Annotated in this window: 23 protein-coding genes; 8 read left to right on the top strand and 15 right to left on the bottom strand. The window is 60.3% G+C overall.

Features of this window, described 5'->3' with window-relative positions; translation table 11 throughout:
- The first annotated feature begins 100 nt into the window (after positions 1 to 100).
- The 3 genes from epsC (at position 101) to mgrA (ending at position 4,528) form a co-directional block, all read left to right on the top strand.
- The gene (gene epsC, locus AB4O23_RS02870) at positions 101 to 1,027 is read left to right on the top strand and encodes a serine O-acetyltransferase EpsC (RefSeq protein WP_017526062.1); all 927 of its coding nucleotides are present in this window, start codon (positions 101 to 103) and stop codon (positions 1,025 to 1,027) included.
- Between the two features lie 351 nt (positions 1,028 to 1,378).
- Positions 1,379 to 3,340 carry a choline transporter BetT gene (betT, locus tag AB4O23_RS02865; protein ID WP_175404166.1) on the top strand — a complete coding sequence of 654 codons (1,962 nt, stop codon included), beginning with the start codon at positions 1,379 to 1,381 and terminating at the stop codon, positions 3,338 to 3,340.
- Between the two features lie 150 nt (positions 3,341 to 3,490).
- A complete protein-coding gene (gene mgrA, locus AB4O23_RS02860) occupies positions 3,491 to 4,528 on the top strand; it encodes an L-glyceraldehyde 3-phosphate reductase (RefSeq protein ID WP_065876629.1) in 1,038 nt (345 codons plus the stop codon).
- 68 nt (positions 4,529 to 4,596) lie between these two features.
- On the opposite strand, the gene tauD is transcribed toward mgrA, so the two are convergent.
- The 7 genes from tauD to AB4O23_RS02825 all read right to left on the bottom strand — a co-directional run bounded on the left by tauD (position 4,597) and on the right by AB4O23_RS02825 (position 12,805).
- Positions 4,597 to 5,433, bottom strand: coding sequence for a taurine dioxygenase (gene tauD / locus AB4O23_RS02855; RefSeq protein ID WP_460062112.1), 837 nt, complete (start codon positions 5,431 to 5,433; stop codon positions 4,597 to 4,599).
- Positions 5,434 to 5,444: 11 nt separating this feature from the next.
- Positions 5,445 to 6,281, bottom strand: a complete 837-nt coding sequence (gene tauC / locus AB4O23_RS02850) for a taurine ABC transporter permease TauC (protein WP_017526058.1) — start codon at positions 6,279 to 6,281, stop codon at positions 5,445 to 5,447.
- Positions 6,278 to 7,057 (bottom strand): taurine ABC transporter ATP-binding subunit, encoded by a 780-nt coding sequence (gene tauB, locus AB4O23_RS02845; protein ID WP_017526057.1) that lies wholly within the window; start codon positions 7,055 to 7,057, stop codon positions 6,278 to 6,280. The genes tauC and tauB overlap by 4 nt, the downstream gene beginning before the upstream one ends.
- Before the next feature lie 18 nt (positions 7,058 to 7,075).
- Positions 7,076 to 8,053, bottom strand: coding sequence for a taurine ABC transporter substrate-binding protein (tauA, locus tag AB4O23_RS02840; RefSeq protein ID WP_460070155.1), 978 nt, complete (start codon positions 8,051 to 8,053; stop codon positions 7,076 to 7,078).
- A gap of 245 nt (positions 8,054 to 8,298) precedes the next feature.
- Complete coding sequence (gene gshA, locus AB4O23_RS02835; RefSeq protein ID WP_017526055.1) at positions 8,299 to 9,882, bottom strand: glutamate--cysteine ligase; 1,584 nt, start codon at positions 9,880 to 9,882, stop codon at positions 8,299 to 8,301.
- Between the two features lie 215 nt (positions 9,883 to 10,097).
- Positions 10,098 to 10,481, bottom strand: a complete 384-nt coding sequence (locus tag AB4O23_RS02830) for a PaaI family thioesterase (protein ID WP_017526054.1) — start codon at positions 10,479 to 10,481, stop codon at positions 10,098 to 10,100.
- Positions 10,481 to 12,805 (bottom strand): Tex family protein, encoded by a 2,325-nt coding sequence (locus tag AB4O23_RS02825; protein WP_017526053.1) that lies wholly within the window; start codon positions 12,803 to 12,805, stop codon positions 10,481 to 10,483. Before AB4O23_RS02825 ends, AB4O23_RS02830 begins: the two co-directional genes overlap by 1 nt.
- 358 nt (positions 12,806 to 13,163) lie before the next feature.
- Between AB4O23_RS02825 and ompR the strand changes: the two genes are divergently transcribed.
- Together ompR and AB4O23_RS02815 are read left to right on the top strand one after the other, a co-directional pair.
- A complete protein-coding gene (gene ompR, locus AB4O23_RS02820; protein WP_460070157.1) occupies positions 13,164 to 13,904 on the top strand; it encodes an osmolarity response regulator transcription factor OmpR in 741 nt (246 codons plus the stop codon).
- A gap of 117 nt (positions 13,905 to 14,021) precedes the next feature.
- On the top strand, positions 14,022 to 15,335 hold the full coding sequence (locus tag AB4O23_RS02815) for an ATP-binding protein (protein WP_017526052.1): 1,314 nt from the start codon (positions 14,022 to 14,024) through the stop codon (positions 15,333 to 15,335).
- Positions 15,336 to 15,461: 126 nt separating this feature from the next.
- Here the strand turns inward: AB4O23_RS02815 and rimK are convergent, their stop codons facing one another.
- From rimK to rimA, 3 genes are read right to left on the bottom strand one after another with little or no spacing between them, the layout of a single operon-like run.
- Positions 15,462 to 16,367 carry a 30S ribosomal protein S6--L-glutamate ligase gene (rimK, locus tag AB4O23_RS02810; protein ID WP_017526051.1) on the bottom strand — a complete coding sequence of 302 codons (906 nt, stop codon included), beginning with the start codon at positions 16,365 to 16,367 and terminating at the stop codon, positions 15,462 to 15,464.
- Entirely contained in the window at positions 16,364 to 16,846 is a 483-nt protein-coding gene (gene rimB / locus AB4O23_RS02805) for a retropepsin-like aspartic endopeptidase RimB (protein ID WP_460070159.1), read from the bottom strand. The genes rimK and rimB overlap by 4 nt, the downstream gene beginning before the upstream one ends.
- A 13-nt stretch (positions 16,847 to 16,859) precedes the next feature.
- A complete protein-coding gene (rimA, locus tag AB4O23_RS02800) occupies positions 16,860 to 17,639 on the bottom strand; it encodes a S6 modification regulatory phosphodiesterase RimA (protein ID WP_223496873.1) in 780 nt (259 codons plus the stop codon).
- Positions 17,640 to 17,755: 116 nt separating this feature from the next.
- On the opposite strand from rimA, the gene AB4O23_RS02795 reads away from it, so the two are divergent.
- Positions 17,756 to 18,163 carry an RNA-binding S4 domain-containing protein gene (locus AB4O23_RS02795; protein ID WP_017526048.1) on the top strand — a complete coding sequence of 136 codons (408 nt, stop codon included), beginning with the start codon at positions 17,756 to 17,758 and terminating at the stop codon, positions 18,161 to 18,163.
- Between the two features lie 62 nt (positions 18,164 to 18,225).
- Here AB4O23_RS02795 and AB4O23_RS02790 read toward each other — a convergent pair whose 3' ends face one another.
- Positions 18,226 to 19,029, bottom strand: a complete 804-nt coding sequence (locus tag AB4O23_RS02790) for a phosphatase PAP2 family protein (RefSeq protein ID WP_065876631.1) — start codon at positions 19,027 to 19,029, stop codon at positions 18,226 to 18,228.
- 125 nt (positions 19,030 to 19,154) lie between these two features.
- Here AB4O23_RS02790 and hslO point away from each other — a divergent pair, with 125 nt between their 5' ends.
- Together hslO and AB4O23_RS02780 are read left to right on the top strand one after the other, a co-directional pair.
- Positions 19,155 to 20,057, top strand: a complete 903-nt coding sequence (gene hslO, locus AB4O23_RS02785) for an Hsp33 family molecular chaperone HslO (protein ID WP_017526046.1) — start codon at positions 19,155 to 19,157, stop codon at positions 20,055 to 20,057.
- Positions 20,058 to 20,236: 179 nt separating this feature from the next.
- Positions 20,237 to 21,778 (top strand): phosphoenolpyruvate carboxykinase, encoded by a 1,542-nt coding sequence (locus tag AB4O23_RS02780; RefSeq protein WP_460062101.1) that lies wholly within the window; start codon positions 20,237 to 20,239, stop codon positions 21,776 to 21,778.
- Positions 21,779 to 21,968: 190 nt separating this feature from the next.
- On the opposite strand, the gene AB4O23_RS02775 is transcribed toward AB4O23_RS02780, so the two are convergent.
- The 4 genes from AB4O23_RS02775 to AB4O23_RS02760 all read right to left on the bottom strand — a co-directional run bounded on the left by AB4O23_RS02775 (position 21,969) and on the right by AB4O23_RS02760 (position 24,155).
- The gene (locus AB4O23_RS02775) at positions 21,969 to 22,325 is read right to left on the bottom strand and encodes a DUF1493 family protein (protein WP_065876632.1); all 357 of its coding nucleotides are present in this window, start codon (positions 22,323 to 22,325) and stop codon (positions 21,969 to 21,971) included.
- A 286-nt stretch (positions 22,326 to 22,611) separates the two neighbouring features.
- Complete coding sequence (locus tag AB4O23_RS02770; RefSeq protein ID WP_065876633.1) at positions 22,612 to 23,094, bottom strand: hypothetical protein; 483 nt, start codon at positions 23,092 to 23,094, stop codon at positions 22,612 to 22,614.
- 294 nt (positions 23,095 to 23,388) lie between these two features.
- On the bottom strand, positions 23,389 to 23,985 hold the full coding sequence (locus AB4O23_RS02765) for a putative adenosine monophosphate-protein transferase Fic (RefSeq protein ID WP_116079689.1): 597 nt from the start codon (positions 23,983 to 23,985) through the stop codon (positions 23,389 to 23,391).
- Positions 23,985 to 24,155 (bottom strand): YhfG family protein, encoded by a 171-nt coding sequence (locus AB4O23_RS02760; RefSeq protein WP_017526040.1) that lies wholly within the window; start codon positions 24,153 to 24,155, stop codon positions 23,985 to 23,987. Before AB4O23_RS02760 ends, AB4O23_RS02765 begins: the two co-directional genes overlap by 1 nt.
- Between the last annotated feature and the right edge of the window lie 127 nt (positions 24,156 to 24,282).

Genomic DNA, 24,282 nt, shown 5'->3' with positions numbered 1-24,282 from the left:
TCGCTTATGTCCAATAGTTCTTAGCATCGCACCATTGGTTCTTAAGGGCGGCCCGGTTGGATACCGTAAAGTGACGGCCATTACGTCAGGAGTGAATACCGTGAGTGAGCGTTCCAGCCATTGGCAATTACAGACCATCGTCAGCCAACTGCGCGGCGCCCGCGACCAATGGCGAACGCGCAACGGCCGGTTGAGCGGCGAGCATGGTGGCCGCGAATTGCCTTCGCGCGAGGCGGTGGCGCAGATCCTTGAAGCGCTGTGCGGGGCGCTGTTCCCGATGCGCCTGGGGCCGGCGGATTTACGCGAAGAGAGCGAAGACTTTTACGTCGGTCACACCCTCGACGTGGCACTCAACGCCTTGCTCGCCCAGGCGCGCCTGGAGCTGCGTTATGCCGCGCGCCAGGGTGGCCAGGATGACAGCCGGCTCGATGCCCATGCCATTCGCCTGATCCAGGATTTCGCGCTGGCCTTGCCTTCGTTGCGCAGCCTGCTGGACACCGATGTGCTGGCCGCGTACCACGGCGACCCCGCTGCGCGTAGCGTGGATGAAGTGCTGCTGTGCTACCCGGGGATCCTGGCGGTGATTCACCATCGCCTGGCCCACCACCTGTACCGCGCCGGCTTGCCGCTGCTGGCGCGGATCATCGCGGAAATCGCCCACTCGGCCACCGGCATCGATATCCACCCCGGCGCGCAGATCGGCCCGAGCTTCTTCATCGACCACGGCACGGGCGTGGTGATCGGCGAGACCGCGATCATCGGCGAGCGGGTGCGTATCTACCAGGCCGTGACATTGGGCGCCAAACGCTTCCCGGCGGACGAGGATGGGCAATTGCAGAAAGGTCATCCGCGCCACCCTATCGTCGAGGATGACGTGGTGATCTATGCCGGGGCGACGATCCTGGGGCGCATCACCATCGGCAAGGGCTCGACCATTGGCGGCAATGTGTGGCTGACCCGCAGCGTACCGGCCGAGGCGAACATCACGCAGGCGAACTTGCAGCATGACGATGGCGCGCAGAAGTAAAGAACCGGCATGAATCCCCTGTGGGAGGGGCAAGCCCCCTACCACTTTTGATTGCATTCCAGATTTTTACCGGATTTCTCCCTGCAATCGCTGAACGATTGGCTCCCGCCACCCGTCATACCAAACCTTGAGCTGGTGTAGGAAGTATCTGCCGCTCAGCCCTGCGATTAGTCCCAGACCGCCTTTTCATGTTTAACTTGAACGCTTGTTCAAGTTAAACCCGGTGGTTCGCTGCCCGCTCACAACAGGAGGCTTACCTTTGCTGAGTCCGTTTTTTACAGCCACATTCCCAACCCTCGGGGTGCATCGTTCATGAGTGCATCGTCCACCCCAGCCAGCGGCATGGTGCGCATGAATGCGCCGGTTTTCTACTTTGCCGCTACCTTCATTTTGCTGTTCGGCATCACGGTCATCGCTATCCCGCAACAGGCCGGTGCCTGGTTGCTGGCGGCGCAAAACTGGGCGGCCAATACGGTCGGCTGGTACTACATGCTGGCGATGACCCTGTATCTGGTCTTCGTGGTGGTCACCGCGTTATCGGGCTACGGCAAGATAAAACTCGGTGCCGACCACGACGAGCCCGAATTCAGTTACTTGTCCTGGGCCGGCATGCTGTTCGCCGCCGGCATCAGCATCACGCTGTTTTTCTTCTGCGTGTCCGAGCCGCTGACGCACCTGGTGCAACCGCCCCAGGGCGCGCCAATGAACGCTGACGCCGCGCGCCAGGCCATGCAGGTGCTGTTTCTGCACTGGGGCCTGCACGGCTGGGGCGTGTTTGCGTTCGTCGGCATGGCCCTGGCGTATTTCGCCTACCGGCATAACCTGCCGCTGGCGTTGCGCTCGGCGCTGTACCCGCTGATCGGCAAGCGCATCAACGGCCCCATTGGTTATGCGGTGGATGGCTTCGGCATCATTGCCACGGTATTCGGCCTGGGCGCCGACATGGGCTTTGGTGTGTTGCACCTCAACTCGGGTCTGGACTACCTCTTCGGCATCGCCCACACCCAATGGATCCAGGTCGGCCTGATCACCCTGATGATGGGCGCGGCGATCCTGGTCGCGGTGGCCGGCGTCGACAAGGGCGTGCGGGTGATGTCCGATATCAACATGCTGCTGGCCTGCGCGCTGCTGCTGTTCGTGTTGTTCGCCGGGCCTACCCAGCACTTGCTCAATACCCTGATCCAGAACATCGGCGACTACCTTGGCGCCTTGCCGACCAAGAGCTTCGACGTGTACGCCTACGACAAACCCAGCGACTGGCTGGGCGGTTGGACGGTGTTCTATTGGGCCTGGTGGATCGCATGGTCGCCGTTCGTGGGCCTGTTTATCGCACGCATTTCCCGTGGCCGTACCATCCGTGAATTCGTGTTCGGCGTACTCCTGATCCCGCTGGGTTTCACCCTGGCGTGGATGTCGATCTTCGGCAACAGCGCCATCGACCAGGTACTCAACCACGGCATGGCGGCGCTCGGTCAGTCGGCCATCGATGATCCGTCGATGAGCCTCTACCTGCTGCTGGAAACCTACCCGTGGAGCAAAACCGTCATTGCGGTGACGGTGTTTATCAGCTTCGTATTCTTCGTCACCTCGGCGGACTCGGGCACCGTTGTGCTGTCGACCTTGTCGTCCAAGGGCGGCAACGCCGATGAAGACGGGCCGAAATGGCTGCGCGTGTTCTGGGGCGCAATGACCGCGCTGGTCACCAGTGCCTTGCTGTTTGCCGGCAGTATCGACTCGTTGAAATCGGCGGTGGTGCTGACTTCGTTGCCGTTCTCGCTGATCCTGCTGTTGATGATGTGGGGCCTGCACAAAGCCTTCTATCTCGAGTCGCAAAAGCAGATTGCACAATTGCATTCGCTGGCGCCGATCTCGGCCTCGCGTAAAGGCAGGGGCGGCTGGCGCCAGCGCTTGAGCCAGGCAGTGCACTTCCCGTCGCGCGACGAGGTGTATCGCTTCCTTGACTCGACGGTACGCCCGGCAATTGAAGAAGTGACCGCTGTGTTCGTCGAAAAGGGCCTGAGCGTGGTCGCTCAGCCGGACCCGGCCAACGACAGCGTCAGCCTGGAAATCGGCCATGGCGAGGAGCACCCGTTCATCTACCAGGTGCAGATGCGCGGCTATTTCACACCGTCGTTCGCCCGTGGCGGCATGGGTTCCAAAGAGATCAACAACCGCCGCTATTACCGCGCGGAAGTGCACCTGAGCGAGGGCAGCCAGGACTACGACCTGGTCGGCTATACCAAGGAACAGATCATTAACGACATCCTCGATCAGTACGAGCGGCACCTGCAGTTCCTGCACTTGGTGCGCTGAAAACGGCCTGTGGATGTGCGTCAAACCGTTCCTCTCTTGTAGCGCTTTGCTGTAAAAGGATGAGGCAGACTTAAGCGATTCAGCGGCTTAAAAGGCTCGGGAATAACGTTATTCCCGGGCCTTGTTTGCCCCAAGCCCAGAGAGGATTCGATGACGTACATTGCAGCCGAAAACCGCTATGAATCTATCCCGTATCGCCGCGTAGGCCGCAGTGGACTGGTGCTACCCGCACTGTCCCTGGGGCTGTGGCACAACTTTGGCGACAGCACCCCGATCGACACCCAGCGCGCCCTGCTGCGCACCGCCTTCGACCTGGGGATCAACCACTTCGACCTGGCCAACAACTATGGCCCGCCCTATGGCAGCGCCGAGATCAATTTCGGCCGGCTGCTGCGCGAAGACTTCAAGCACTACCGCGATGAATTGATCATCTCCAGCAAAGCCGGTTGGGACATGTGGCCAGGCCCTTATGGCCAGGGCGGTGGCTCGCGCAAATACGTATTGGCCAGCCTCGACCAGAGCCTGCAGCGAATGGGCGTCGACTATGTGGATATTTTCTACTCCCACCGTTTTGACGCCGACACGCCCCTGGAAGAAACCGCCAGTGCCCTTGCCACTGCGGTGCAACAGGGCAAGGCGTTGTACATCGGTATCTCTTCGTATTCCGGTGTAAAAACCCGTGAAATGGCGGCGCTGCTCAAAGAGTGGAAAGTGCCGTTGCTGATCCACCAACCGGCCTACAACCTGCTCAACCGCTGGGTGGAAAAAGACCTGCTGGACACCACCGAAGAACTCGGTGCCGGGGTGATCGCTTTCACGCCGCTGGCCCAGGGGTTGTTGACCGACAAATACCTCAACGGCGTGCCCGCTGACGCGCGGGTCAATCGCCCGGGTGGCGGTTCTTTGCAGGCCGGGCATCTGTCCGAAGCCAACATCGCCCATGTGCGTGCGCTGAATGAAATTGCCCAGCGCCGTGGCCAGAGCCTGGCGCAACTGGCGTTGGCCTGGACCCTGCGCGACCCACGGGTAACCAGTGCGCTGATCGGCGCGAGCCGGCCGGAGCAGATTATCGAGAACGTCGGTGCGTTGAAGAACTTGAGCTTCACTGCCGAGGAGTTGGCAGAGATCGACCGGTTTGCGCAGGAAGGCGGGATTAACCTTTGGGAAAAACCATCCACGGCTGAATAGCCTGATACCACTGGGTCAAAAGTGCGGGAGGGGCTTGCCCCTCCCACCGTTGATTTTCGGCGTGACGACTAGAACGGTGCGTCGCCCAATATCGTCGCCCGATGCATCACCCGCCGCTGCGGCCGGTAGTCATCCACCGCGTAATGCTGGGTCGCGCGGTTATCCCAGAACGCCACGTCATTCTCCTGCCAGCGCCAACGGATGGTGAACTCCGGCCGCGTCGCGTGGGCGAACAGCAGCTTGAGAATCGCCTCGCTCTCGGCCGGTTCCAGTTCGTTGATCCTGGTGGTGAAGCCCTCGTTGATAAACAGCGACTTGCGCCCGCTGACCGGATGCGTGCGCACTACTGGGTGCGACAACGGTGGGTTTTTGCGGCGGGTTTCTTCCCAGCGCACCACGTCTTCGGCCGTGTTGCCGAAGCGCTCCAGCGGAAAGGACTTGGTGAAGTCGTGGGTAGCGGTGAGGCCGTTGAGCAGCGCCTTGAGCGGCTCGGACAACGCCGCATAGGCCGCAAACCCACTGGCCCACAAGCTGTCGCCGCCAAACGCTGGCAGCAGCTTGGCACTGAGCACCGCGCCGAGCGCCGGGGTCGGCAGGAAGGTCACATCGGTATGCCACACGGCATTGTCGCGCACGTCAGTGACGGCCGTGTCGAGGACCAGCACTTCGGGCTGTTCCGCCACGTTGGGGTAGATCGGGTGAATGTGCAGGTCGCCGAAATGCGCGGCGAATCGCGCCTGTTGCTGCGGCGTGATGGCTTGGTCGCGAAAGAACAGCACCGAGTGGCTGAGCAACGCGTGTTCGATGGCGTCGCGATGTTCGGCACTCAGCGGCTGGGTGATATCGACGCCGCTGATCTGGGCGCCCAGGGCGATGCTCAATGGGGTAACGGTCAGGCCGGTCATAGGTTCACCACTCAATGTGCCTGGCCATGCCAGGGCACCAGTTTGCGCTGCAGGGCGCGCAGGCTCATTTCCATCGCGAAGGCAATCAGGGCGATGACCAGGATCCCCAGCACCACCACGTCGGTGACCAGGAACTGCGCCGCCGACTGCACCATGAAACCCAGGCCGCTGGTGGCGGCGATCAGCTCGGCAGCCACCAAGGTCGACCAGCCCACGCCCAGGCCGATGCGCACACCGGTGAGGATGTCGGGCAGGGCGCTGGGCAGGATCACGTGGCGAATCAACTGGGCACGGCTCGCGCCCAGCGATTGCGCCGCGCGCAGTTTGGCCGGGTCGACAGTGCGCACGCCCGTCGCGGTCGCGATGGCGATTGGTGCAAAGATCGCCAGGTAAATCAGCAGCACCTTGGACAGCTCGCCGATGCCGCACCAGATCACGATCAACGGCAAGTAAGCCAGGGGCGGTATCGGCCGGTAGAACTCGATCAACGGATCAAGAATGCCGCGCGCAATGCGATTGGAACCGATGGCGATCCCCACCGGAACGGCGGTGAGCACTGCAAAGCCCAAACCCAGGCCGATACGGTTGAGGCTTGCGCCCAGGTGCTGCCACAAGGTGGCGTCCATATAACCGGTGGTCGCCAGCAGCCAGCCTTTTTGCAGCACCGCAGACGGTGGTGGCAGGAACAGCGGTTCGATCAAACCAGTGGCGGTGACGGCCCACCAAAGCGTCAGCAATGCCGCCAGGGTCAGCACGCTGACCCAGCGGGTACTCAGGTTGCGACGCACCGCGATCGCCATGTGCGCCGGCGGCTTGGCGACAGTGGCGGGGAGTTCATAGCTGCTCATGCGGATACCTGCCGTTGCGAAAATACTCTGCCCAGCACGTGCTCGCGGGTTTCGATAAAACGCGGGTCGGACTTGATCGCCCGTGCCGATTCGCCGGCCGCGTAGCGTTGGCCGAAGTCCAGTTGCAGGCGCTCGACGACCTGACCGGGGTTGGGCGCCAGCAGGATCAGATCGGTGGCCAGAAACACCGCCTCTTCGATGTCATGGGTAATCAGGAACACCGGCTTGGCCGTGCGCCGCCAGACTTGCAGCAGCAGCTCCTGCATCTGTTCGCGGGTGAACGCATCGAGGGCGCCGAAGGGTTCGTCCATCAGCAGCACGCGCGGGTCGGCCGCCAAGGCGCGGGCCAGGCCGACACGTTGTTTCTGGCCACCGGAAAGCTGCCAGATACGGCGGTTGTCGAAGCCGGCCAGGTCCACCAGGGCGAGCATTTCTCGCGCACGCGCTTCACGCTGCGCCTTGGCTACACCGGCCAACTCCAGGCCGAAACCGACGTTGGCCAGCACGTCCTGCCAGGGCAGCAACGCGTCGTCCTGGAACACCACGCCACGTTCGGCGCTCGGGCCTTTGACCGGTACGCCATCAAGGGTGATGCGCCCGGCGCAGGGTTCGACAAAACCGGCAATCAGGTTCAACAGCGAGGTCTTGCCACTGCCGGAAGGGCCCAGGGCGACCAGCAATTGCTGGGGCCCAAGCTCAAGTGAAATATCTGCCAGTACCGGTTCCGGGGCGCCTGGGTACTGTGCGCTGATGCGCTCCAGTTGTAGCAAGGCCATCGCGACGAACTCCTTGAATCAGTTGGTGATGAACTTGGCGTTGATGTAAGGGGCGTAGTCCGGCAGCACGGCGTCGACTTTGCCTTGTTCCTTGAGGAATGCGGCGGTATCGGTCACGGCCTTGGTGGTCGGTGCGCCGAGCAAGGTCACTTGGTCCGCGGTCAGCGGGTAGACGTTGCCTTGCAGCAGCAACGGAATGTCGCTGGCCTTGGCACCGGAGAGCTTTACCAGTTTGTCGACGTTGCTTTTGTCGGCGAGCCAGGCTTGTGGGTCTTTGCGGTATTGGGCGTAGGCGTCCAGCGTGACTTTGGCGAAGGCAGTGACGATTTCCGGGTGCTTCTCGGCGAAATCCTTGCGCACGATCCACGCGTCGAACGTCGGTGCGCCGAACTTGGCCAGTTCGCCGGAGGTGATCAACACTTTGCCGTTTTCCTTGGCCACGCCCAGGGCTGGGTCCCACACATAGGTGGCGTCGATATCACCGCGCTTCCAGGCGGCGATGATCGCCGGAGGCGCGAGGTTGAGAATCGTGACTTTCGACGGGTCGATGTTCCAGTGCTTCAACGCGGCCAGCAGGCTGTAGTGGCCGGTGGATACGAACGGCACGGCGACCTTTTTGCCGATCAGGTCCTGTGGGCTGTTGATGCCGGAACCGTCGCGCGCTACCAAGGCCTCGGCACCGCCGATCTGGGTGGCGACCAGAAAGGTCTGCACCGGCACTTTGCGGGTGATCGCGGCGGTCAGCGGGCTGGAGCCGAGATAGCCGATCTGTACGTCGCCCGAGGCGATGGCGGCAATGATGTCGGCACCGTTGTCGAATTTGCGCCAGTCTATTTTGGCGTGGGTGGCTTTTTCATAGGCGCCATCGGCCTGGGCGACCTTGGCGGGGTCTACGGTGGTCTGGTAGGCGATGGTCACATCCGCCGCCTGGGCAAACAGGCTGGCACCGGCCAGGGACAATGCGGCCAGAAGGCGCAGAGGGGTCAGCAGTTTCAAGGGTAAGCTCCTCAATCAGGCGGCCGAGGGTCGGCATGTGAGGAGACTAAATGATCTAAGAATCCGAAAATAAATAACTTTTTCGAATTAGCTTATGGGCGAAAGGTTGAAGCAATCTTCCTGCAAGTGAAGGGCAACTGTGGGAGGGGGCTTGCTCCCGATAGCAGGGTGTCAGTCGGTATAGGCATCAACTGACCCGCCGCCATCGGGAGCAAGCCCCCTCCCACCGGGAACCGCGTAGGTCCTTAGTTGCTGATGGCGAGGATGCTTGCCTGGTACGAACCGACGAACACATCGAAATCGCCCACTTCGTTTTGCTCCAGCTCTGCCTGCTGCGCCAGCGACGTGCGGGCCAGCTCTTCAAAACGTGCCTGCTCTTCGGGCGCGAGCGGTTCCTTGCGGAAATACTCGGCGTGCAGCTGGCTCTGATGCAGCGAGAACTGCGCGAAACTTTCTTTGCGTTCGGCCATCGCCGCCAGCACCTTGGCCGACGGCGTCAGGGACGGGTCCTGAACCTTCGCCAGTTGAGCGTCCAGCGCCTCGCTGTGTTCAGTGATGCCATGGCTCTGATCGAGCAGAGCGGCCAGCGGGGCGATCTTCTCCAACAGCTCGGCCGCCCACTCTTTCATGTCCACTGGCTGGCCGTCACGCTGCAATTGCAGGCCCGGACGCCGACCTTCCTTGACCACGCTGAGGAAGTTGGAGGTGGCGTTGCCGCACTCGTTGTTGGCGAACAGTGGGCTGTCGTTCAGCGCGCAATACAGCAGGAACGCATCGAGGAAGCGCGACTCCGGCAGGTCGATGCCCATCGGCAGGAACGGGTTGATGTCCAGGCAGCGTACTTCGATGTACTGGATGCCACGGGCCATCAGCGCCTGGATCGGGCGCTCGCCGGTGTAGGTCACGCGCTTGGGGCGGATGTTGGAGTAGTACTCGTTTTCGATCTGCAGGATGTTGGTGTTGAGCTGCACCCACTCACCGTCCTTGTGCGTGCCGACTTCAACGTACGGCGCGTACGGTGTTGCTACCGCTTCGCGCAGGCTATCGGTGTAGCTCGCCAAGTCGTTGTAGCACGGCGTCAGGCCGGCTTGGGCGTTGCTCTGGTAACCCAGGTCGCTCATGCGCAGGCTCGTGGCATACGGCAGGTACAGGGTGTCGGCGTCGAGCACTTCCAACTGGTGCGAGCGACCGCGCAGGAAGCCCGCGTCCAAGGCCGGCGAGGCACCGAACAGGTACATCAGCAGCCAGCTGTAGCGGCGGAAGTTGCGGATCAGCGCGATGTAGGCCGTGGACTGGTAATCGCGGTCGGTGCCGACAAAACCTTCAGTCTCCTTGAGCAACGGCCACAGCTGTTCCGGCAGGGAAAAGTTGTAGTGGATGCCGGCGATGCACTGCATGGTCTTGCCGTAACGCAGGGCCAGGCCCTTGCGATACACGTACTTGAGCTGGCCGATATTGGAGGTGCCGTAGTAGGCAATCGGAATATCTTCCTCGGCCGGCAAGGGGCACGGCATCGAGGGGCTCCACAGGTATTCGCTGCCGAGCTTGGTGTAGGCGAAGCGGTGGATCTTGTCCAGGCTGCTCAGGGTATCGGCCGGGTTGGGCAGGGCCGGGGTGATGAACTCCAGCAGCGATTCCGAGTAGTCGGTGGTGATCAATTCGTTGGTCAACGCGGCGCCCAGGGCTTCGGGGTGCGGCGTTTGTGCCAGGCGACCCTCACCGGTAACGCGCAGGCATTCACGCTCGATGCCGTGCAGGCATTGCTCTAGCAGGGAGAGGTGTTCGCGCTTGCCGAGCAGGGCCAGGCGGCGGTTGAGAAGTTCGCTCAAGTTGGATTCCTTCACGCGTCAGTCGCCCCAATATGGGGGTGGGCAGGACGGTCTACAAGGGTGAAGTTAAAACTGGCGTGATCGCCTGGTTTTGAGTCGATTTGACCCGCTATAAATAAAGCCTACTTCATTCTACGAATTGGGCTACAGCGCAGCGGGAAAATTCCGGCGCTGTTATCGCAGCGCCGAAATTAACTCAAATCAAGGGTGAGGAGCTATAGGACAGCGAACGTGCCCTGCGCTTTTGCGACAAGTCTTTCGTCCTGATACACGTCCGCTTCGACCACCAGGGTGCGTCTACCGGCGTGAATCACCCGGCTGGTGCACAGCACGTCACCGTCTTCCACGGCGCGAATGTAGTTGATCTTGCATTCGATGGTCGCGCTCTGCTGGTCGAAGCCATGGGAACTGGAACATGCCAGGCCCATGGTGATGTCCACCAGGCTGAAAATCGCCCCGCCATGCAGCTTGCCCGCGCGGTTACGCAGGTGCGGCTGCAGGGTCAGGGCCACCTCGGCAACGCCTTCTTCCAGGCGTTGCAGGCGGCAGCCGATCAGTTCGCTGAAGGCGCTCTGGGTCAAACCGGCGGGGATTTGCATCAGCGCTTCTTCAACTGCTTGGCGTTGGCGAACAGCGAGGCCATGGCGTTGTTGCTCGGCGCCGCAGTCGCGGTTTCCTTGCGGGGGGCGTTGTTCTGCGATGGGCGTGGCGCGGAGCCAGGGCGCGCACCACGGGCACCGTCGATTTTTTCGCCGGGCGTGTCGCTCATGCGCATCGACAGGCCGACGCGTTTGCGCGGGATATCAACTTCCATGACCTTGACCTTGACCACGTCGCCGGCCTTTACCGCCTCACGCGGGTCTTTGATGAACTTCTCCGAAAGCGCGGAGATGTGCACCAAACCGTCCTGATGCACGCCGATATCCACGAAGGCACCGAAGTTGGTCACGTTGGTCACCACGCCTTCAAGGATCATGCCCGGTTGCAGGTCCTTGAGGTCTTCGACGCCGTCCTGGAACTCTGCGGTCTTGAACTCTGGGCGCGGGTCGCGGCCAGGCTTTTCCAGCTCTTGCAGAATGTCGGTGATGGTCGGTACGCCGAAGGTTTCGTCGGTGTACTTTTTCGGGTCCAGGCGCTTGAGGAACGCAGCGTCGCCGATCAGCGAGCGGATGTCTCGGTCGGTTTCGGCGGCGATGCGTTGCACCAGCGGGTAGGCTTCCGGGTGAACGGCCGACGAATCCAACGGGTTGTCGCCGTTCATCACACGTAGGAAACCGGCGGCTTGTTCGAAGGTTTTTTCACCCAGGCGTGCAACTTTTTTCAGCGCGGCGCGGGTTTTGAAGGCGCCGTTTTCGTCACGGTGGGTGACGATATTCTGCGCCAGCGTGGCGTTGAGGCCGGAGATGCGCGCCAGCAGTGCCACGGAAGCGGTGTTTACGTCCACGCCCACGGCGTTTACGCAGTCTTCCACTACGGCATCCAGGCCTCGCGCCAGTTTCAATTGCGAGACGTCATGCTGGTACTGGCCGACACCGATGGATTTAGGGTCGATCTTCACCAGTTCGGCCAGCGGGTCCTGCAGGCGACGGGCGATGGACACCGCGCCACGGATCGACACGTCGAGGTCCGGGAATTCCCTGGACGCCAGTTCCGACGCCGAGTACACCGAAGCGCCCGCCTCGGAGACCATGACTTTGGTCATCTTCATGGCTGGGTATTTTTTGATCAGCTCGGCGGCCAGCTTGTCGGTTTCGCGGCTGGCGGTGCCGTTGCCGATAGCGATCAGGTCTACCGAATGCTTGGCGCACAGGGCGGCCAGGATGGCGAGTGTCTGGTCCCACTTGTTGTGTGGCACGTGCGGGTACACGGTGGCGTGGTCCAGCAGCTTGCCGGTGGCATCGACCACCGCGACCTTGCAGCCGGTGCGCAGGCCTGGATCGAGGCCCAGGGTGGCGCGCGGGCCGGCCGGTGCGGCCAGCAGCAGGTCGTGAAGATTGTGGGCGAACACGTTGATCGCCTCGGTTTCGGCGCCGTCGCGCAGCTCGCCGAGCAGGTCGGTTTCCAGGTGGGTGTAGAGCTTGACTTTCCAGGTCCAGCGCACGACTTCACCGAGCCACTTATCCGCAGGACGGTTCTGATTCTGGATGCCGAATTGTTGACCGATCATGCCTTCGCACGGGTGCATGGTGCCCGGCAACTCGTCGCCGACTTTCAGCGCGCAGCTGAGAATGCCTTCGTTGCGGCCGCGGAAAATTGCCAGTGCACGGTGAGACGGCATGCTTTTGAGCGGTTCGTCATGCTCGAAATAATCGCGGAACTTGGCGCCTTCTTCCTCTTTGCCGGCGATGACGCGAGCGCTGAGGATGGCTTCCTGCTTGAGGTAAGTGCGCAGTTTTTCCAGGAGGTTGGCGTCTTCGGCGAAGCGCTCCATGAGGATGTACTTGGCGCCTTCGAGGGCGGCCTTGACGTCGGCGACGCCTTTTTCGGCATCGATAAAGCGCGCGGCTTCGGCTTCCGGGGCCAGCGACGGATCGTTGAACAGCCCGTCGGCCAGCTCGCCCAGGCCGGCTTCGAGGGCGATCTGGCCCTTGGTGCGGCGCTTTTGTTTGTACGGCAGGTAGAGGTCTTCGAGACGGGTCTTGGTGTCGGCAAGCTTGATGTCACGCTCGAGTTGCGGGGTCAGCTTGCCTTGTTCCTCGATGCTGGCGAGGATGCTGATGCGCCGTTCGTCGAGTTCTCGCAGGTAGCGCAGGCGCTCTTCCAGGTGACGCAGTTGGATGTCGTCGAGGCTGCCGGTCACTTCTTTTCGGTAACGGGCGATAAAGGGCACCGTGGAGCCCTCATCCAGTAGAGCGACGGCCGCTTCGACCTGTTGTGGGCGTACACCGAGTTCCTCGGCGATGCGGCTGTTGATGCTGTCCATAAAACCACCTGAAATTCTGAAAAGCAGCTCGCAGGCCCGGGAAACAAGGCCTTGCGCAGCTGGTTGAGCGGCCCGACTGGCGCCGCTACCTGGGTCAAGAGGCAGCCTATTGACCCTCGAAATCGGGAAATTGCTGCCCTGCGCTGAAAAAACGGATGAAGCCGTAAACAGTAAAGTCTGACAGTGCCCCTGCACGAAGGCGCCGCATTATAACCAGCGTTCTGCCCTTGGGGGGTACCGCGCCGGCGGTTGTAGGGCGCGGGTTCACTGGCAGTGGAGGAAAAATCTGCTAACAATGCACACGGTGCGTATAACGGCAGCTAGGCCATAATGCGCGCCGAGATAAGAGGAGCATCCAATGAGCAGCACTGCACAAACTGCTGAAGGCGAAAAAATTCTCATCGTTGATGACGATCCGGGGCTGAGCAGCCTGCTGGAGCGTTTTTTCAACTCCAAGGGCTACCGTGCCCGCGCGGTGCCGAACACCGAGCAGATGGACCGCCTACTGGGGCGCGAAGTGTTCAACCTGGTCGTACTCGACCTGATGCTGCCCGGCGAAGACGGCCTGACTGCCTGCAAGCGCCTGCGCGGCGCGAACAATCAGATTCCAATCATCATGCTCACCGCCAAGGGCGATGAGCTGAGCCGCATCAAGGGCCTTGAACTGGGCGCTGATGACTACCTGGCCAAGCCATTCAACCCGGATGAACTGATGGCCCGGGTCAAAGCCGTACTGCGTCGTCAGGCCCCGCCGGTTCCTGGCGCGCCCGGCAGCGAAGACGAAAGCGTTACCTTTGGCGATTACGAGTTGTCGCTGGCAACGCGCGAACTCAAGCGTGGCGACGAAGTGCACATGCTCACCACCGGCGAATTCGCAGTGCTCAAGGCCTTGGTGATGAACGCACGCCAGCCGCTGACTCGCGACAAGCTGATGAACCTTGCCCGTGACCGGGAATGGGACGCTCTGGAACGCTCCATCGACGTGCAGATCTCCCGTCTGCGCCGGATGATCGAGCCAGACCCGTCCAAGCCACGTTATATCCAGACGGTATGGGGCGTGGGTTATGTGTTTGTGCCGGATGGCACCGCAACCAAGTGATCGATGATTTGCAGCGGCGAGCATCCTGGCGTTTGATCCCATGAAGGTCAACGGCGTGCTCGGCGTCTGCAATTCTGCGAGCGCCGCTCGTTCCTGCAAGGTGTCCAGCTGTCATCTATGAAAACCCCGCTGTGGTTCCCACAAAGTTTCTTCTCGCGCACCCTTTGGCTGGTGCTTATTGTCGTTCTGTTTTCCAAGGCACTTACGCTGGTTTATCTGTTGATGAACGAGGACGTGCTGGTGGATCGGCAGTACAGCCATGGTGTCGCCTTGACGCTGCGTGCCTACTGGGCCGCCGACCCCGAGAACCGCGAGAAGATCGCCAAGGCCGCCACCCTGGTGCGCGTGGCCGGCGCGGGCGTGCCGGAGGGTGAGCAGCACTGGCCCTACAGCGAGATCTACCAACGCCAGATGCAGGCCGAACTGGGTGAAGACACCGAGGTGCGGCTACGCATGCATGTGTCTCCCGCCTTATGGGTGCGCGCGCCGAGCCTGGGGGAAGACTGGCTGAAAGTGCCGCTGTACCCGCACCCGCTGCGGGGGCAGAAGATCTGGAATGTGCTGGGCTGGTTCCTGGCTATTGGATTGCTTTCAACCGCATCCGCGTGGATTTTCGTGCGGCAGCTCAACCAGCCGCTCAAGCGCCTGGTATTTGCCGCCCGCCAACTGGGTCAAGGGCGCAGCGTGCGTTTGCCGGTCAGCGATACGCCCAGCGAGATGACCGAGGTGTACGGGGCGTTCAACCAGATGGCCGAAGACGTCGAACAGGCCGGACGCGAACGTGAACTGATGTTGGCGGGAGTATCCCACGACCTGCGCACGCCGCTGACGCGCCTGCGGTTGTCCCTGGAGTTGATGGGTAACCACACCGACCTTACCGATGACATGGTCCGCGACATCGAAGACATGGACGCGATCCTCGACCAGTTCCTGGCGTTTATCCGTGATGGCCGTGATGAGGTGGTGGAGGAGGTCGACCTGACGGATCTGGTGCGTGAGGTCGTTGCGCCCTACAACCAGAACGGCGAACAGGTGAGCATGCGTCTGGAACCTATCCAGCCGTTTGCATTGCGGCGTGTGTCGATGAAACGTCTGCTGAACAACCTGATCGGCAATGCTCTGCACCATGCCGGTTCCGACGTGGAAGTGGCTGCGTACGTGTCGGGTGACAGCGCTGCGCCCTATGTGGTGTTGAGTGTGATGGACCGTGGCACGGGGATCGACCCGGCGGAGCTGGAAGGCATCTTCAACCCCTTCACCCGTGGCGACCGTGCCCGGGGTGGCAAGGGCACGGGGTTGGGGCTGGCGATTGTGCGGCGGATTGCTTCGATGCATGGCGGCAACGTGGAATTGCGTAATCGCGAAGGTGGCGGCCTTGAAGCACGGGTGCGTTTGCCGCTTGGGCTGATGCTGCCAAGAGACGCGGTCTAGCCAAAATATGGGAGGGGGCTTGCCCCCGATAGCGGTGGATCAGCCAGCTTATTTGTAGCTGACCCACTGCAATCGGGGGCAAGCCCCTTATCACGCGTGGTGCTCTGTTGTGTCAGCGGGCGGGGGTTAACCCTTGCCCTTGGTCCGGGTCATATTTGGGCCACCGTTTTTCTCCAGATGCTGAATGATGATTCCCGCCACATCCTTGCCGGTGGTGGTCTCGATCCCTTCCAGGCCCGGCGACGAGTTGACCTCCATCACCAATGGCCCATGGTTGGAGCGCAAGATATCCACACCCGCTACCGCCAACCCCATTACCTTGGCTGCCCGCAGTGCGGTCATGCGTTCTTCCGGGGTGATCTTGATCAGGCTGGCACTGCCGCCACGGTGAAGGTTGGAGCGGAACTCGCCCGGCTTGGCCTGGCGCTTCATCGCCGCAATTACCTTGTCGCCTACCACAAAGCAGCGGATATCCGCCCCACCGGCTTCCTTGATGTATTCCTGCACCATGATGTTCTGCTTGAGGCCCATGAACGCCTCGATCACCGACTCGGCCGCTGTCGCGGTTTCACACAGCACGACGCCGATGCCCTGAGTGCCTTCCAGCACCTTTATCACCAGCGGTGCGCCGTTGACCATTTCGATCAAGTCCGGGATGTCGTCGGGGGAGTGGGCGAAGCCGGTGACCGGCAGGCCAATGCCACGGCGCGACAACAGTTGCAGCGAGCGCAACTTGTCTCGCGAGCGCGCAATAGCCACCGATTCGTTCAGGGGATACACCCCCATCATTTCAAACTGGCGCAACACGGCGCAGCCATAGAACGTCACCGACGCGCCGATGCGCGGGATCACTGCATCGAAGCCTTCCAGCGGCTTGCCCCGGTAGTGGATCTGCGGCTTGTGGCTGGCAATGTTCATATAGGCACGCAACGTGTCGATCACCACCATTTCGTGGCCACGTTCGGTGCCGGCCTCGACCAGGCGGCGGGTGGAATACAGACGCGGGTTTCGCGACAGCACAGCAATCTTCATGCAGCACCTGGGGCAGAAATAGTAGAGACCGGGAACACCGGCTTGTCTTGAACGTACTTGACGCCGGGATTGACCACCAAGTGGCCGTCAATCAGCGCCTTGGAACCCAGCAACAGGCGGTAACGCATAGCCTTGCGGCAGGTCAGGGTGAATTCCACCCGCCATACCCGATCGCCCAGCGCCAGGGTGGTGCTGATCACATAGCGCACCTGCGCATGACCGTTGGAGCTCTTGATGGTTTTCATCGTCACCAGCGGCGCTTCACAGCGACGGTGACGCAGTTGCACCACACTGCCCAGGTGCGCCGTAAAGCGTACCCATTTTTCTCCGTCGCGCTCGAAGGGCTCGATATCGGTGGCGTGCAGGCTCGAGGTGCTGGCACCGGTGTCGATCTTCGCGCGCAGGCCAGCCACTCCCAAATCGGGAAGTGCCACCCATTCACGCAGACCTACAACGGTCAAATGGTCAAATGTCTTCAATATGGATAACCGATCAGTTCGCCCAGGCCTGAGGTGAGACCTCGGCCAGTGCATTGAATGCAGGCTTGGCGAACCAGTAACCCTGCATCAGAAATATTCCACAGTCGGACAGAAAGTCTCGCTCGCCAGCACTTTCAATGCCTTCGGCGATGACAGTAACCCCCAACTGCTCACAGATTGTGACAATCCCCCGGACGATCACCTGACGGACACGGTCCTTGTCGACATCGCGGATCAGCGCCATATCGAGTTTGATCAAGTCAGGTTGGAAATCGGCCAGCAGATTCAGCCCCGAATAGCCCGCGCCGAAATCGTCGATGGCGGTCTTGAAACCGAATTCGCGGTATTCACGCAGAATATTCGTCAAATGGCGATAGTTATCTACGTGCTCGCTTTCCAGTGTTTCGAAAATCAGCCGGTCCACTGGAAAGTTGTGCGCACGTGCCGCCTCCAGCGTGCTACGGATACACAGCTCCGGGCGATATACGGCATTGGGCATGAAATTGATGGACAGGTGGGTCTGCATCCCCAAGGCGGCCGCACCAGCAATGGCTTGCGTGCGACAGCGTTGGTCGAAGCGGTAGCGATTGCTCTGATTGACGCGCGCCAGCACCGTCAAGGCGCCTTCACCCTGAATGCCGCGCACCAAGGCCTCATTGGCAAAGATCGACTGGTCGCGAAGGTCTACGATGGGTTGGTAGGCGAAAGCAAAGTCGAACCCCAGGGGCTCGCTTTGCCGGCAACCCACGCACGGCTGGTTTGGCGAGGTGAGTGAAAGCGGAAAGTCGGTCACGGCGTATCCTCGCGAAAACAGAATGCTATCTGGCGTATCTTAGGTGAGCCTTGGGGTTTATGCGTCGAAGGGTTTCAACGGTAAAGTTGCGACATTTTTCAGAGCGAGGAATTCAAGTGGCTCAGAAGCAGGAAGAGGAAGAAAAGGTTCGGCTGGATAAGTGGCTGTGGGCGGCGCGCTTCTATAAGACCCGTGCCCTGGCAAAAGCCGCCATCGAGAGCGGCAAAGTGCATCACCGTGGCGAGCGCTGCAAGCCGGGCAAGGAGCCGCGCATTGGCGATGAGTTCCAGATTCGCACCGGTTTTGATGAAAAAACGATCGTCGTGCAGGCGCTTTCCATTGTGCGCCGTGGCGCCCCTGAAGCGCAGGCGTTGTACGCCGAGACCGAAGCCAGCATCGCCAAGCGCGAAAATGCGGCGGCGATGCGCAAGGCGGGAGCTTCAGGCCTGACCACCGATGGCAAGCCGAGCAAGAAGCAACGCCGCGATCTGTTCAAGTTTCGCGGCAGCGGCAATGAAGATTGATTGTGCCTGTCCCAGTCAAATGTGGGAGAGAGCAAGCCCCTTCCCACATTTAGCCTGCAGTATTAAGCACCGGGGCGTATGACGCTTAATTGCCCGATCACCGGCAACTTGCCGAGTGACTCAAAAATCGGCGTCGTCACCTTTAGCAACCCCTCCGACACCTTCGCTGCAAACGGTGTGTAATAACCCCAACCCAGCGCCAACAGGGCCAGCAACACGCCGCCGATGTAATCGTCCTGGCCCCAATGCGCGCCTGCCACCAGGCGCGGCATCATGAACAACACCGCCAACCCCCAAATCACCAGTAACTGCCCGATACGCTGGGCAAACACGGTCATGAACATCCCCCAGATCAACAGCACCGACGCATGATCCCCCGGAAAGCTCTGGCTCGAACGGTCCTTCAGCTCCCAGGTCTTCTCCAGGCCGGGGAAAAAGTCGCTCATCTGAATGGCCCCGCCGACCACCATCGAAGGGCTGCTGTGTTGCCAGCCCATTTGCGCCGCCAGCTTGGAAAACAGCATGCGGATAAACAGCAACAGCAACAAAATGCCGACAAAACCTAACAGCGCCTGGCGCACCTGCGCGGCCTTGAATACCCAGTCGCCGCGAATCAGCAGGGTCAGCAGAATCACCCCGACCACCGCATCAAACGGTCTCAAACTGGCTACAGCCCACACATGCAGCCATGTTGTATGGGTCGCCAGCGGGTCGTTGAGCAGATGAAACAGCCACTCGTCGAAAATCAAACACAGCATTTGCCCCGTGGGCCACAGCCAAAAACACAGCAGCCCGATAGCGAGTAGATTGCAAAGAGCCCATCGCCGGAGGTTCCACTTGGCTTGGAACAAACCCGGATTGTTCATAAACTGTCCCTCTTCGCTCTATTAAGTTCTCTGTTTCCAGGAGAAAACCGCACCAAAACGGTGCTAAAGCGTTTAATTTTATAAACGTTGTAATCAATTTGTCATCAATTCAGATACCCAGACCTATGACTGATCTACCGGATACCGACTTCACTCAACGCTTCATTTTCGACGAGAACGACGCCCGCGGCGAACTGGTCTCCCTGGAGCGCAGCTACGCAGAAGTCCTTGCCAAGCACCCCTATCCGGAGCCGGTCGCGCAACTGCTCGGTGAGTTGATGGCGGCCGCTGCGCTGCTGGTTGGCACCATGAAATTCGACGGTCTGCTGATCCTGCAGGCGCGGTCTGAAGGGCCGGTGCCCATGCTGATGATCGAGTGCTCCAGCGAGCGTGAAATCCGTGGCCTGGCCCGTTACCACGCCGACCAGATCGCGCCTGACGCTACCCTGTCCGATCTGATGGCCAATGGCGTATTGGCCATTACGGTCGACCCTACGGAAGGCCAGCGTTACCAGGGCATCGTCGACCTCGACGGCGAGACCCTGTCGGACTGCTTCACCAATTATTTCGTCATGTCCCAGCAAGTCGGCACCAAGTTCTGGCTCAATGCCGACGGCAAGCGCGCCCGCGGCCTGCTGTTGCAGCAATTACCGGCTGACCGCATCAAGGACGACGATGACCGTGCTGAAAGCTGGCGGCATATCATTGCCCTGGCCGACACCCTGAAGGCCGAAGAACTGCTGGGCCTGGACAACGAAACCATCCTGCATCGCCTGTACCACGAAGAGGCCGTACGCCTGTTCGACGCACAGGGCCTGCGCTTCAATTGCAGCTGTTCGCGCGAGCGTTCGGCCAATGCCTTGGTCAGCCTGGGCCTGGAAGATGCGCAGCAATTGGTTGTGGAACACGGTGGCCATATCGAGATCGACTGCCAGTTCTGCAACGAGCGCTACCTGTTCGATGCGGCGGATGTCGCTCAATTGTTCGCTGGCGCGGGCATCGACACGCCTTCCGACACCCGCCACTAAAACGTTTAAGCACAGGTAAATCACCTGACAAATGCCGGATTAGAGGTGTTCTGACGGGAGGGCCCTACTCTTTTTGGGCTTTTCTGGCATAATCCGGCCCACTTTTTTCGCGGTAGTAGTGCGCAACTTTCTACTACAAAACGTTTGGAGCACTCGGCCATAGGCCGACGGGGAACCTCATGACGCAAGCCAATAACGCCGTATACACCGATCTGAGTGTTGACGATCTGGTCAAAGAAGCCCTGCAGCGCGGTGAAGGCGTGCTTGCCGATACTGGTGCGCTGGTAGTGGAAACCGGTCACCGCACCGGTCGTTCACCGGTTGACCGTTTCATCGTTGAAGAGCCTTCCACCCAGGACGCCATCGCCTGGGGCCCGATCAACCGCAAGTTCCCAGCCGACAAGTTCGATGCCCTGTGGAACCGCGTAGAAGCCTTCAACAACGCGCAAGAGCACTTCGTTTCCCACGTTCACGTAGGGGCTGCCGAAGACCACTACCTGGCCGTTAAAATGACCACCCAGACGGCCTGGCAGAACCTGTTCGGTCGTTGCCTGTTCATCAACCCGGCCCAATACAACCCGGCCGGTCGCGACGAATGGCAAGTGCTCAACGTGGCCAATTTCGAGTGCGTGCCTGAGCGTGACGGCACCAACTCCGACGGTTGCGTGATCCTCAATTTCGCCCAGAAAAAAGTGCTGATCGCCGGCATGCGTTACGCCGGTGAAATGAAAAAAGCCATGTTCTCGGCGCAGAACTTCCTGCTGCCGGCCGCCGACGTGCTGCCGATGCACTGCGCCGCCAACATTGGCGAAGCGGGCGACGTGACCCTGTTCTTCGGTCTGTCGGGTACCGGCAAGACCACTCTGTCGGCCGACGAAAGCCGTTACCTGATCGGTGACGACGAACACGGTTGGGGCGAGGGCGTGGTGTTCAACATCGAAGGCGGTTGCTATGCCAAGTGCATCGACCTGTCCGAGAAGAACGAGCCGGTCATCTGGAAAGCCATCAAGCACGGCGCAGTCTTGGAAAACGTCGTGATCGACGACGCCAAGCACGCCGACTATGCCGACGTGAGCCTGACCCAGAACAGCCGTGCCGCCTACCCGCTGGAGCACGTTGCCAAGCGTTCCGAGAAGAACCTGGGCGGCGAGCCAAACGCAGTGATCTTCCTGACCTGCGACCTGACCGGCGTACTGCCGCCCGTGTCGATCCTCAGCGAAGAACAAGCGGCCTACCACTTCCTGTCCGGCTACACCGCATTGGTGGGCTCGACCGAAATGGGCTCGGGCAGCGGCATCAAGTCGACCTTCTCCACCTGCTTCGGCGCGCCATTCTTCCCACGCCCGGCCGGCGAATACGCTGAGCTGTTGATCAAGCGCATCCGCGGCTTCGGCTCCAAGGTGTACCTGGTCAACACCGGCTGGACCGGCGGCGGCTACGGTGTCGGCAAACGCTTCAACATCCCGACCACGCGCGGCGTGATCGCAGCGATCCAGAGCGGCGCGTTGATCGGTGCCGAGACCGAACACCTCGACACCATCAACCTCGACGTGCCTTTGGCCGTACCGGGCGTTGAAACCGGCCTGTTGAACCCACGTAACACCTGGGCTGACAAGGCGGCTTACGATGAAGCGGCGAAGGCGTTGGCCGGTCTGTTCATCGAGAACTTCAAGAAGTTTGAAGTGAGCGACGCGATCAAGGCTGCGGGTCCTAAGTTGTAAGACTGCGCCGTTGTGAAATAGCCGCCTCTTGTGGGCGGCTTTTTTATGCGTGAGGGGTTGATAAGCGATGCGCAGAACGATCGCCCCAACCAGCATCCACACGCCCCCCAGCACGTGTACGGCCGACAATCGCTCGTTGAAAAACACGAATCGAATTTTGAGTGGCGGTGTGCCTGGACCCGGTGTTCGCTCAACTCAGGTTTTCCAGCGTCTGTGTGTCCCAGCTATGGGTCTTGATCGCCAGGTACAGCATGCCGATGGTCAGCGGCACTTTTTCGCCACGGCCCTTGGCGCGGCGCTTCATGAACACGTCGAACATCGGTGGGTTGAAGTAACGATAGGCGTCGTAGTCGCCTAGGTCGACGCCAAAATCCTGTTCCAGTGCTTCCATGAGTTGTTTGGCCTCACTGCCGTCGCAACCCAGGTCGAAGTTGATCGCGGTTTGCAGGCGGAGGGTCTTGTGTTTCGGCAGGCCGATTTCTTCGTGCAGCAGTTGCAGCAACTGTTGAATCGCCGGGTCTTCGGGGAAGTTGGGGGCCAGGTTCATGGTTGGGGCACGCAGGAGTGGGTGAAGGGGATGGTTGTGTGATCTTTTGTGTTTGTTTTGGGTGAACAAGAGATCGACACCTGTGATGAAGGCAATGATCGGGAAACTGAAGAATGGTAACTGTGTTATCCAGGACGTGGCGCTGAATAAAAGTGTGGGTCCTGTAAGCATAAGGGCTAACCCAGTCCATTTTCTGATTACGGGGTGCTTCAGTTTCCTATCCAATACAGTGGCAAGTACTACAACGATGATAAGAGTTATCCAGGGAGAGTATTCGGTCACCGTATTATCCTCCCTGGAACTTTCGGACCATGGCTGACAACGATCGTTGAGGACCGATGCCGCCGTTTACTTGTGCGTCTATGCCGATGATGACGTCTGCGACGTGATAGCTGCGAATGACATCTTTCACTTTCAGGCCAACTGCTCCACCTGCGGCGGCTCCCAAAAAGGGTGATGCCAGGCTGATGGGCGCTGAAACAGCACTGGCGATCAACCCTGCCACGATGGTTCCACGTTCATTAAGCAAATCGGCCTGGCGCCGGGTCAGCGGCTTGGAGATTGCGACGGTCATCTTGCAAGGCAAATCACGGGCAAGCCTCTTTTCGTAGAGGCACATTAGGCCGTAGCGAACCTCGTTTGCTGAAGGACCGGCCTCCAATAAACAAAGGTTTGCCAGTGCCTGTCGGTTGGCAGGTAAAACGGTAAGGCGAATCACAGTGAACGTGACGCCGTAATGGCCGATGTGCTGAGTCCTTTCGATGTTCACTTTTTTTGCCGAAAAAATTGAGAGAGCGCTAGTTTCGGTCAGAAGGCGGGGCGTTCTGTAGGGGGGCAAGCAGGTGTTTTTTGCAGTTTAGGAATGGGATTGCACGGTGTTTGGCTGTTTCCTACAGTGGTTTCTGGCATTTTCGGCTTGGCAGCGATTTGACAGCTGAAACGGCTCAAACGATGGGCGTCCGGCTTGCCCGCTCACTACAGGGAGGATTTTCCAACGTTTAAAAACTGTGTAGATACCTATGCCGCGATGGTGGTGTAGCGCCCCGAAAATCCAACTTTTTTCTTAGTTGGCCGGCCTGCTGATACACCGCTCGAAAATGGCCTCCAGCCCGCGATAGTCGCAGGCAACCGCATCAATGTTCGCGGGGATCCACGCTGCATGTTTGACCAGCCACCAGTTCACTGAAAACCCCGCGTTCACGATGATCTGTTCGAACAGGATCCGCTGCGCCCGGCCGTTGCCTTCGCGAAAGGGGTGGATAACATTAAGGTCGCCGTACGCCTCGGCAATTTTCCTCACCAGTTCAGCCTGGTTTGCGCCGACAAACCAGTTCGCTTCTTCCATATGACGAATGATCTTCGCCGCTTCCGGTGGGATGCGTTCCGGGGTGCAGAACAGTGTGTCGCCTTTCTGGATGTTGACGCTGCGCAGTTCACCGGCCCAGTCATAGATGTCGCTGAACAGCGTGCGGTGGATGCTTTGCAGGCGGGCGAGGTCGTAGGGCGGCGGGAAGAGCGGGAGGCTGCCTACGGCGATTTCGGATAATTCCCGCTCGGCCTGGTGCAGGCGGTGTTCGTCGAGCAAATCCAGGCGGTTACGCAGGACGCTGCTCCCGGGGTAGCAGTACGGGTCCTGGCCCACCCCGTATTTGTCGAGCATCAGCGTGGAGTGTTGCGGTACTTGGCAAGCACGGCTTCGCGGGTCGGCAGCGGTTTGTCGACGTCCGTCGGTTGGGTCTCGAACCCTTCCAGGCGCAGGCTGGCCAGATAATTGGAGCGGCGGATCTTATGGTAGTGATCCTGTTTTTGCTCAAACGTCAGTTCGCTCATTGCAGCGTCCTCCTGGTTAGCAAGGCCTGATTGTAGCGCAATGCGTCAGCGGGCAGGCGGGATAAAAACCGCGTCACATTTTGTATAAAAACTCCGCCAGCAGGCTGAATTCAGCGTATGTTTCACC

The organism is Pseudomonas sp. H2_A10, assembly GCF_054680085.1.
Note: the sequence above shows the minus strand (reverse complement) of the source record. Positions and strands in the feature narration are given on the sequence as shown.

Bases quoted from the DNA above. Each gene is read 5' to 3' on its own strand.
- betT (WP_175404166.1), top strand. From the start codon at position 1,379: ATGAATGCGCCGGTTTTCTACTTTGCCGCTACCTTCATTTTGCTGTTC.
- mgrA (WP_065876629.1), top strand. From the start codon at position 3,491: ATGACGTACATTGCAGCCGAAAACCGCTATGAATCTATCCCGTATCGC.
- tauD (WP_460062112.1), bottom strand. From the start codon at position 5,433: ATGACCGGCCTGACCGTTACCCCATTGAGCATCGCCCTGGGCGCCCAG.
- tauC (WP_017526058.1), bottom strand. From the start codon at position 6,281: ATGAGCAGCTATGAACTCCCCGCCACTGTCGCCAAGCCGCCGGCGCAC.
- tauB (WP_017526057.1), bottom strand. From the start codon at position 7,057: ATGGCCTTGCTACAACTGGAGCGCATCAGCGCACAGTACCCAGGCGCC.
- AB4O23_RS02830 (WP_017526054.1), bottom strand. From the start codon at position 10,481: ATGCAAATCCCCGCCGGTTTGACCCAGAGCGCCTTCAGCGAACTGATC.
- AB4O23_RS02825 (WP_017526053.1), bottom strand. From the start codon at position 12,805: ATGGACAGCATCAACAGCCGCATCGCCGAGGAACTCGGTGTACGCCCA.
- ompR (WP_460070157.1), top strand. From the start codon at position 13,164: ATGAGCAGCACTGCACAAACTGCTGAAGGCGAAAAAATTCTCATCGTT.
- AB4O23_RS02815 (WP_017526052.1), top strand. From the start codon at position 14,022: ATGAAAACCCCGCTGTGGTTCCCACAAAGTTTCTTCTCGCGCACCCTT.
- rimK (WP_017526051.1), bottom strand. From the start codon at position 16,367: ATGAAGATTGCTGTGCTGTCGCGAAACCCGCGTCTGTATTCCACCCGC.
- AB4O23_RS02790 (WP_065876631.1), bottom strand. From the start codon at position 19,029: ATGAACAATCCGGGTTTGTTCCAAGCCAAGTGGAACCTCCGGCGATGG.
- hslO (WP_017526046.1), top strand. From the start codon at position 19,155: ATGACTGATCTACCGGATACCGACTTCACTCAACGCTTCATTTTCGAC.
- AB4O23_RS02780 (WP_460062101.1), top strand. From the start codon at position 20,237: ATGACGCAAGCCAATAACGCCGTATACACCGATCTGAGTGTTGACGAT.
- AB4O23_RS02775 (WP_065876632.1), bottom strand. From the start codon at position 22,325: ATGAACCTGGCCCCCAACTTCCCCGAAGACCCGGCGATTCAACAGTTG.
- AB4O23_RS02765 (WP_116079689.1), bottom strand. From the start codon at position 23,985: ATGCTCGACAAATACGGGGTGGGCCAGGACCCGTACTGCTACCCCGGG.
- AB4O23_RS02760 (WP_017526040.1), bottom strand. From the start codon at position 24,155: ATGAGCGAACTGACGTTTGAGCAAAAACAGGATCACTACCATAAGATC.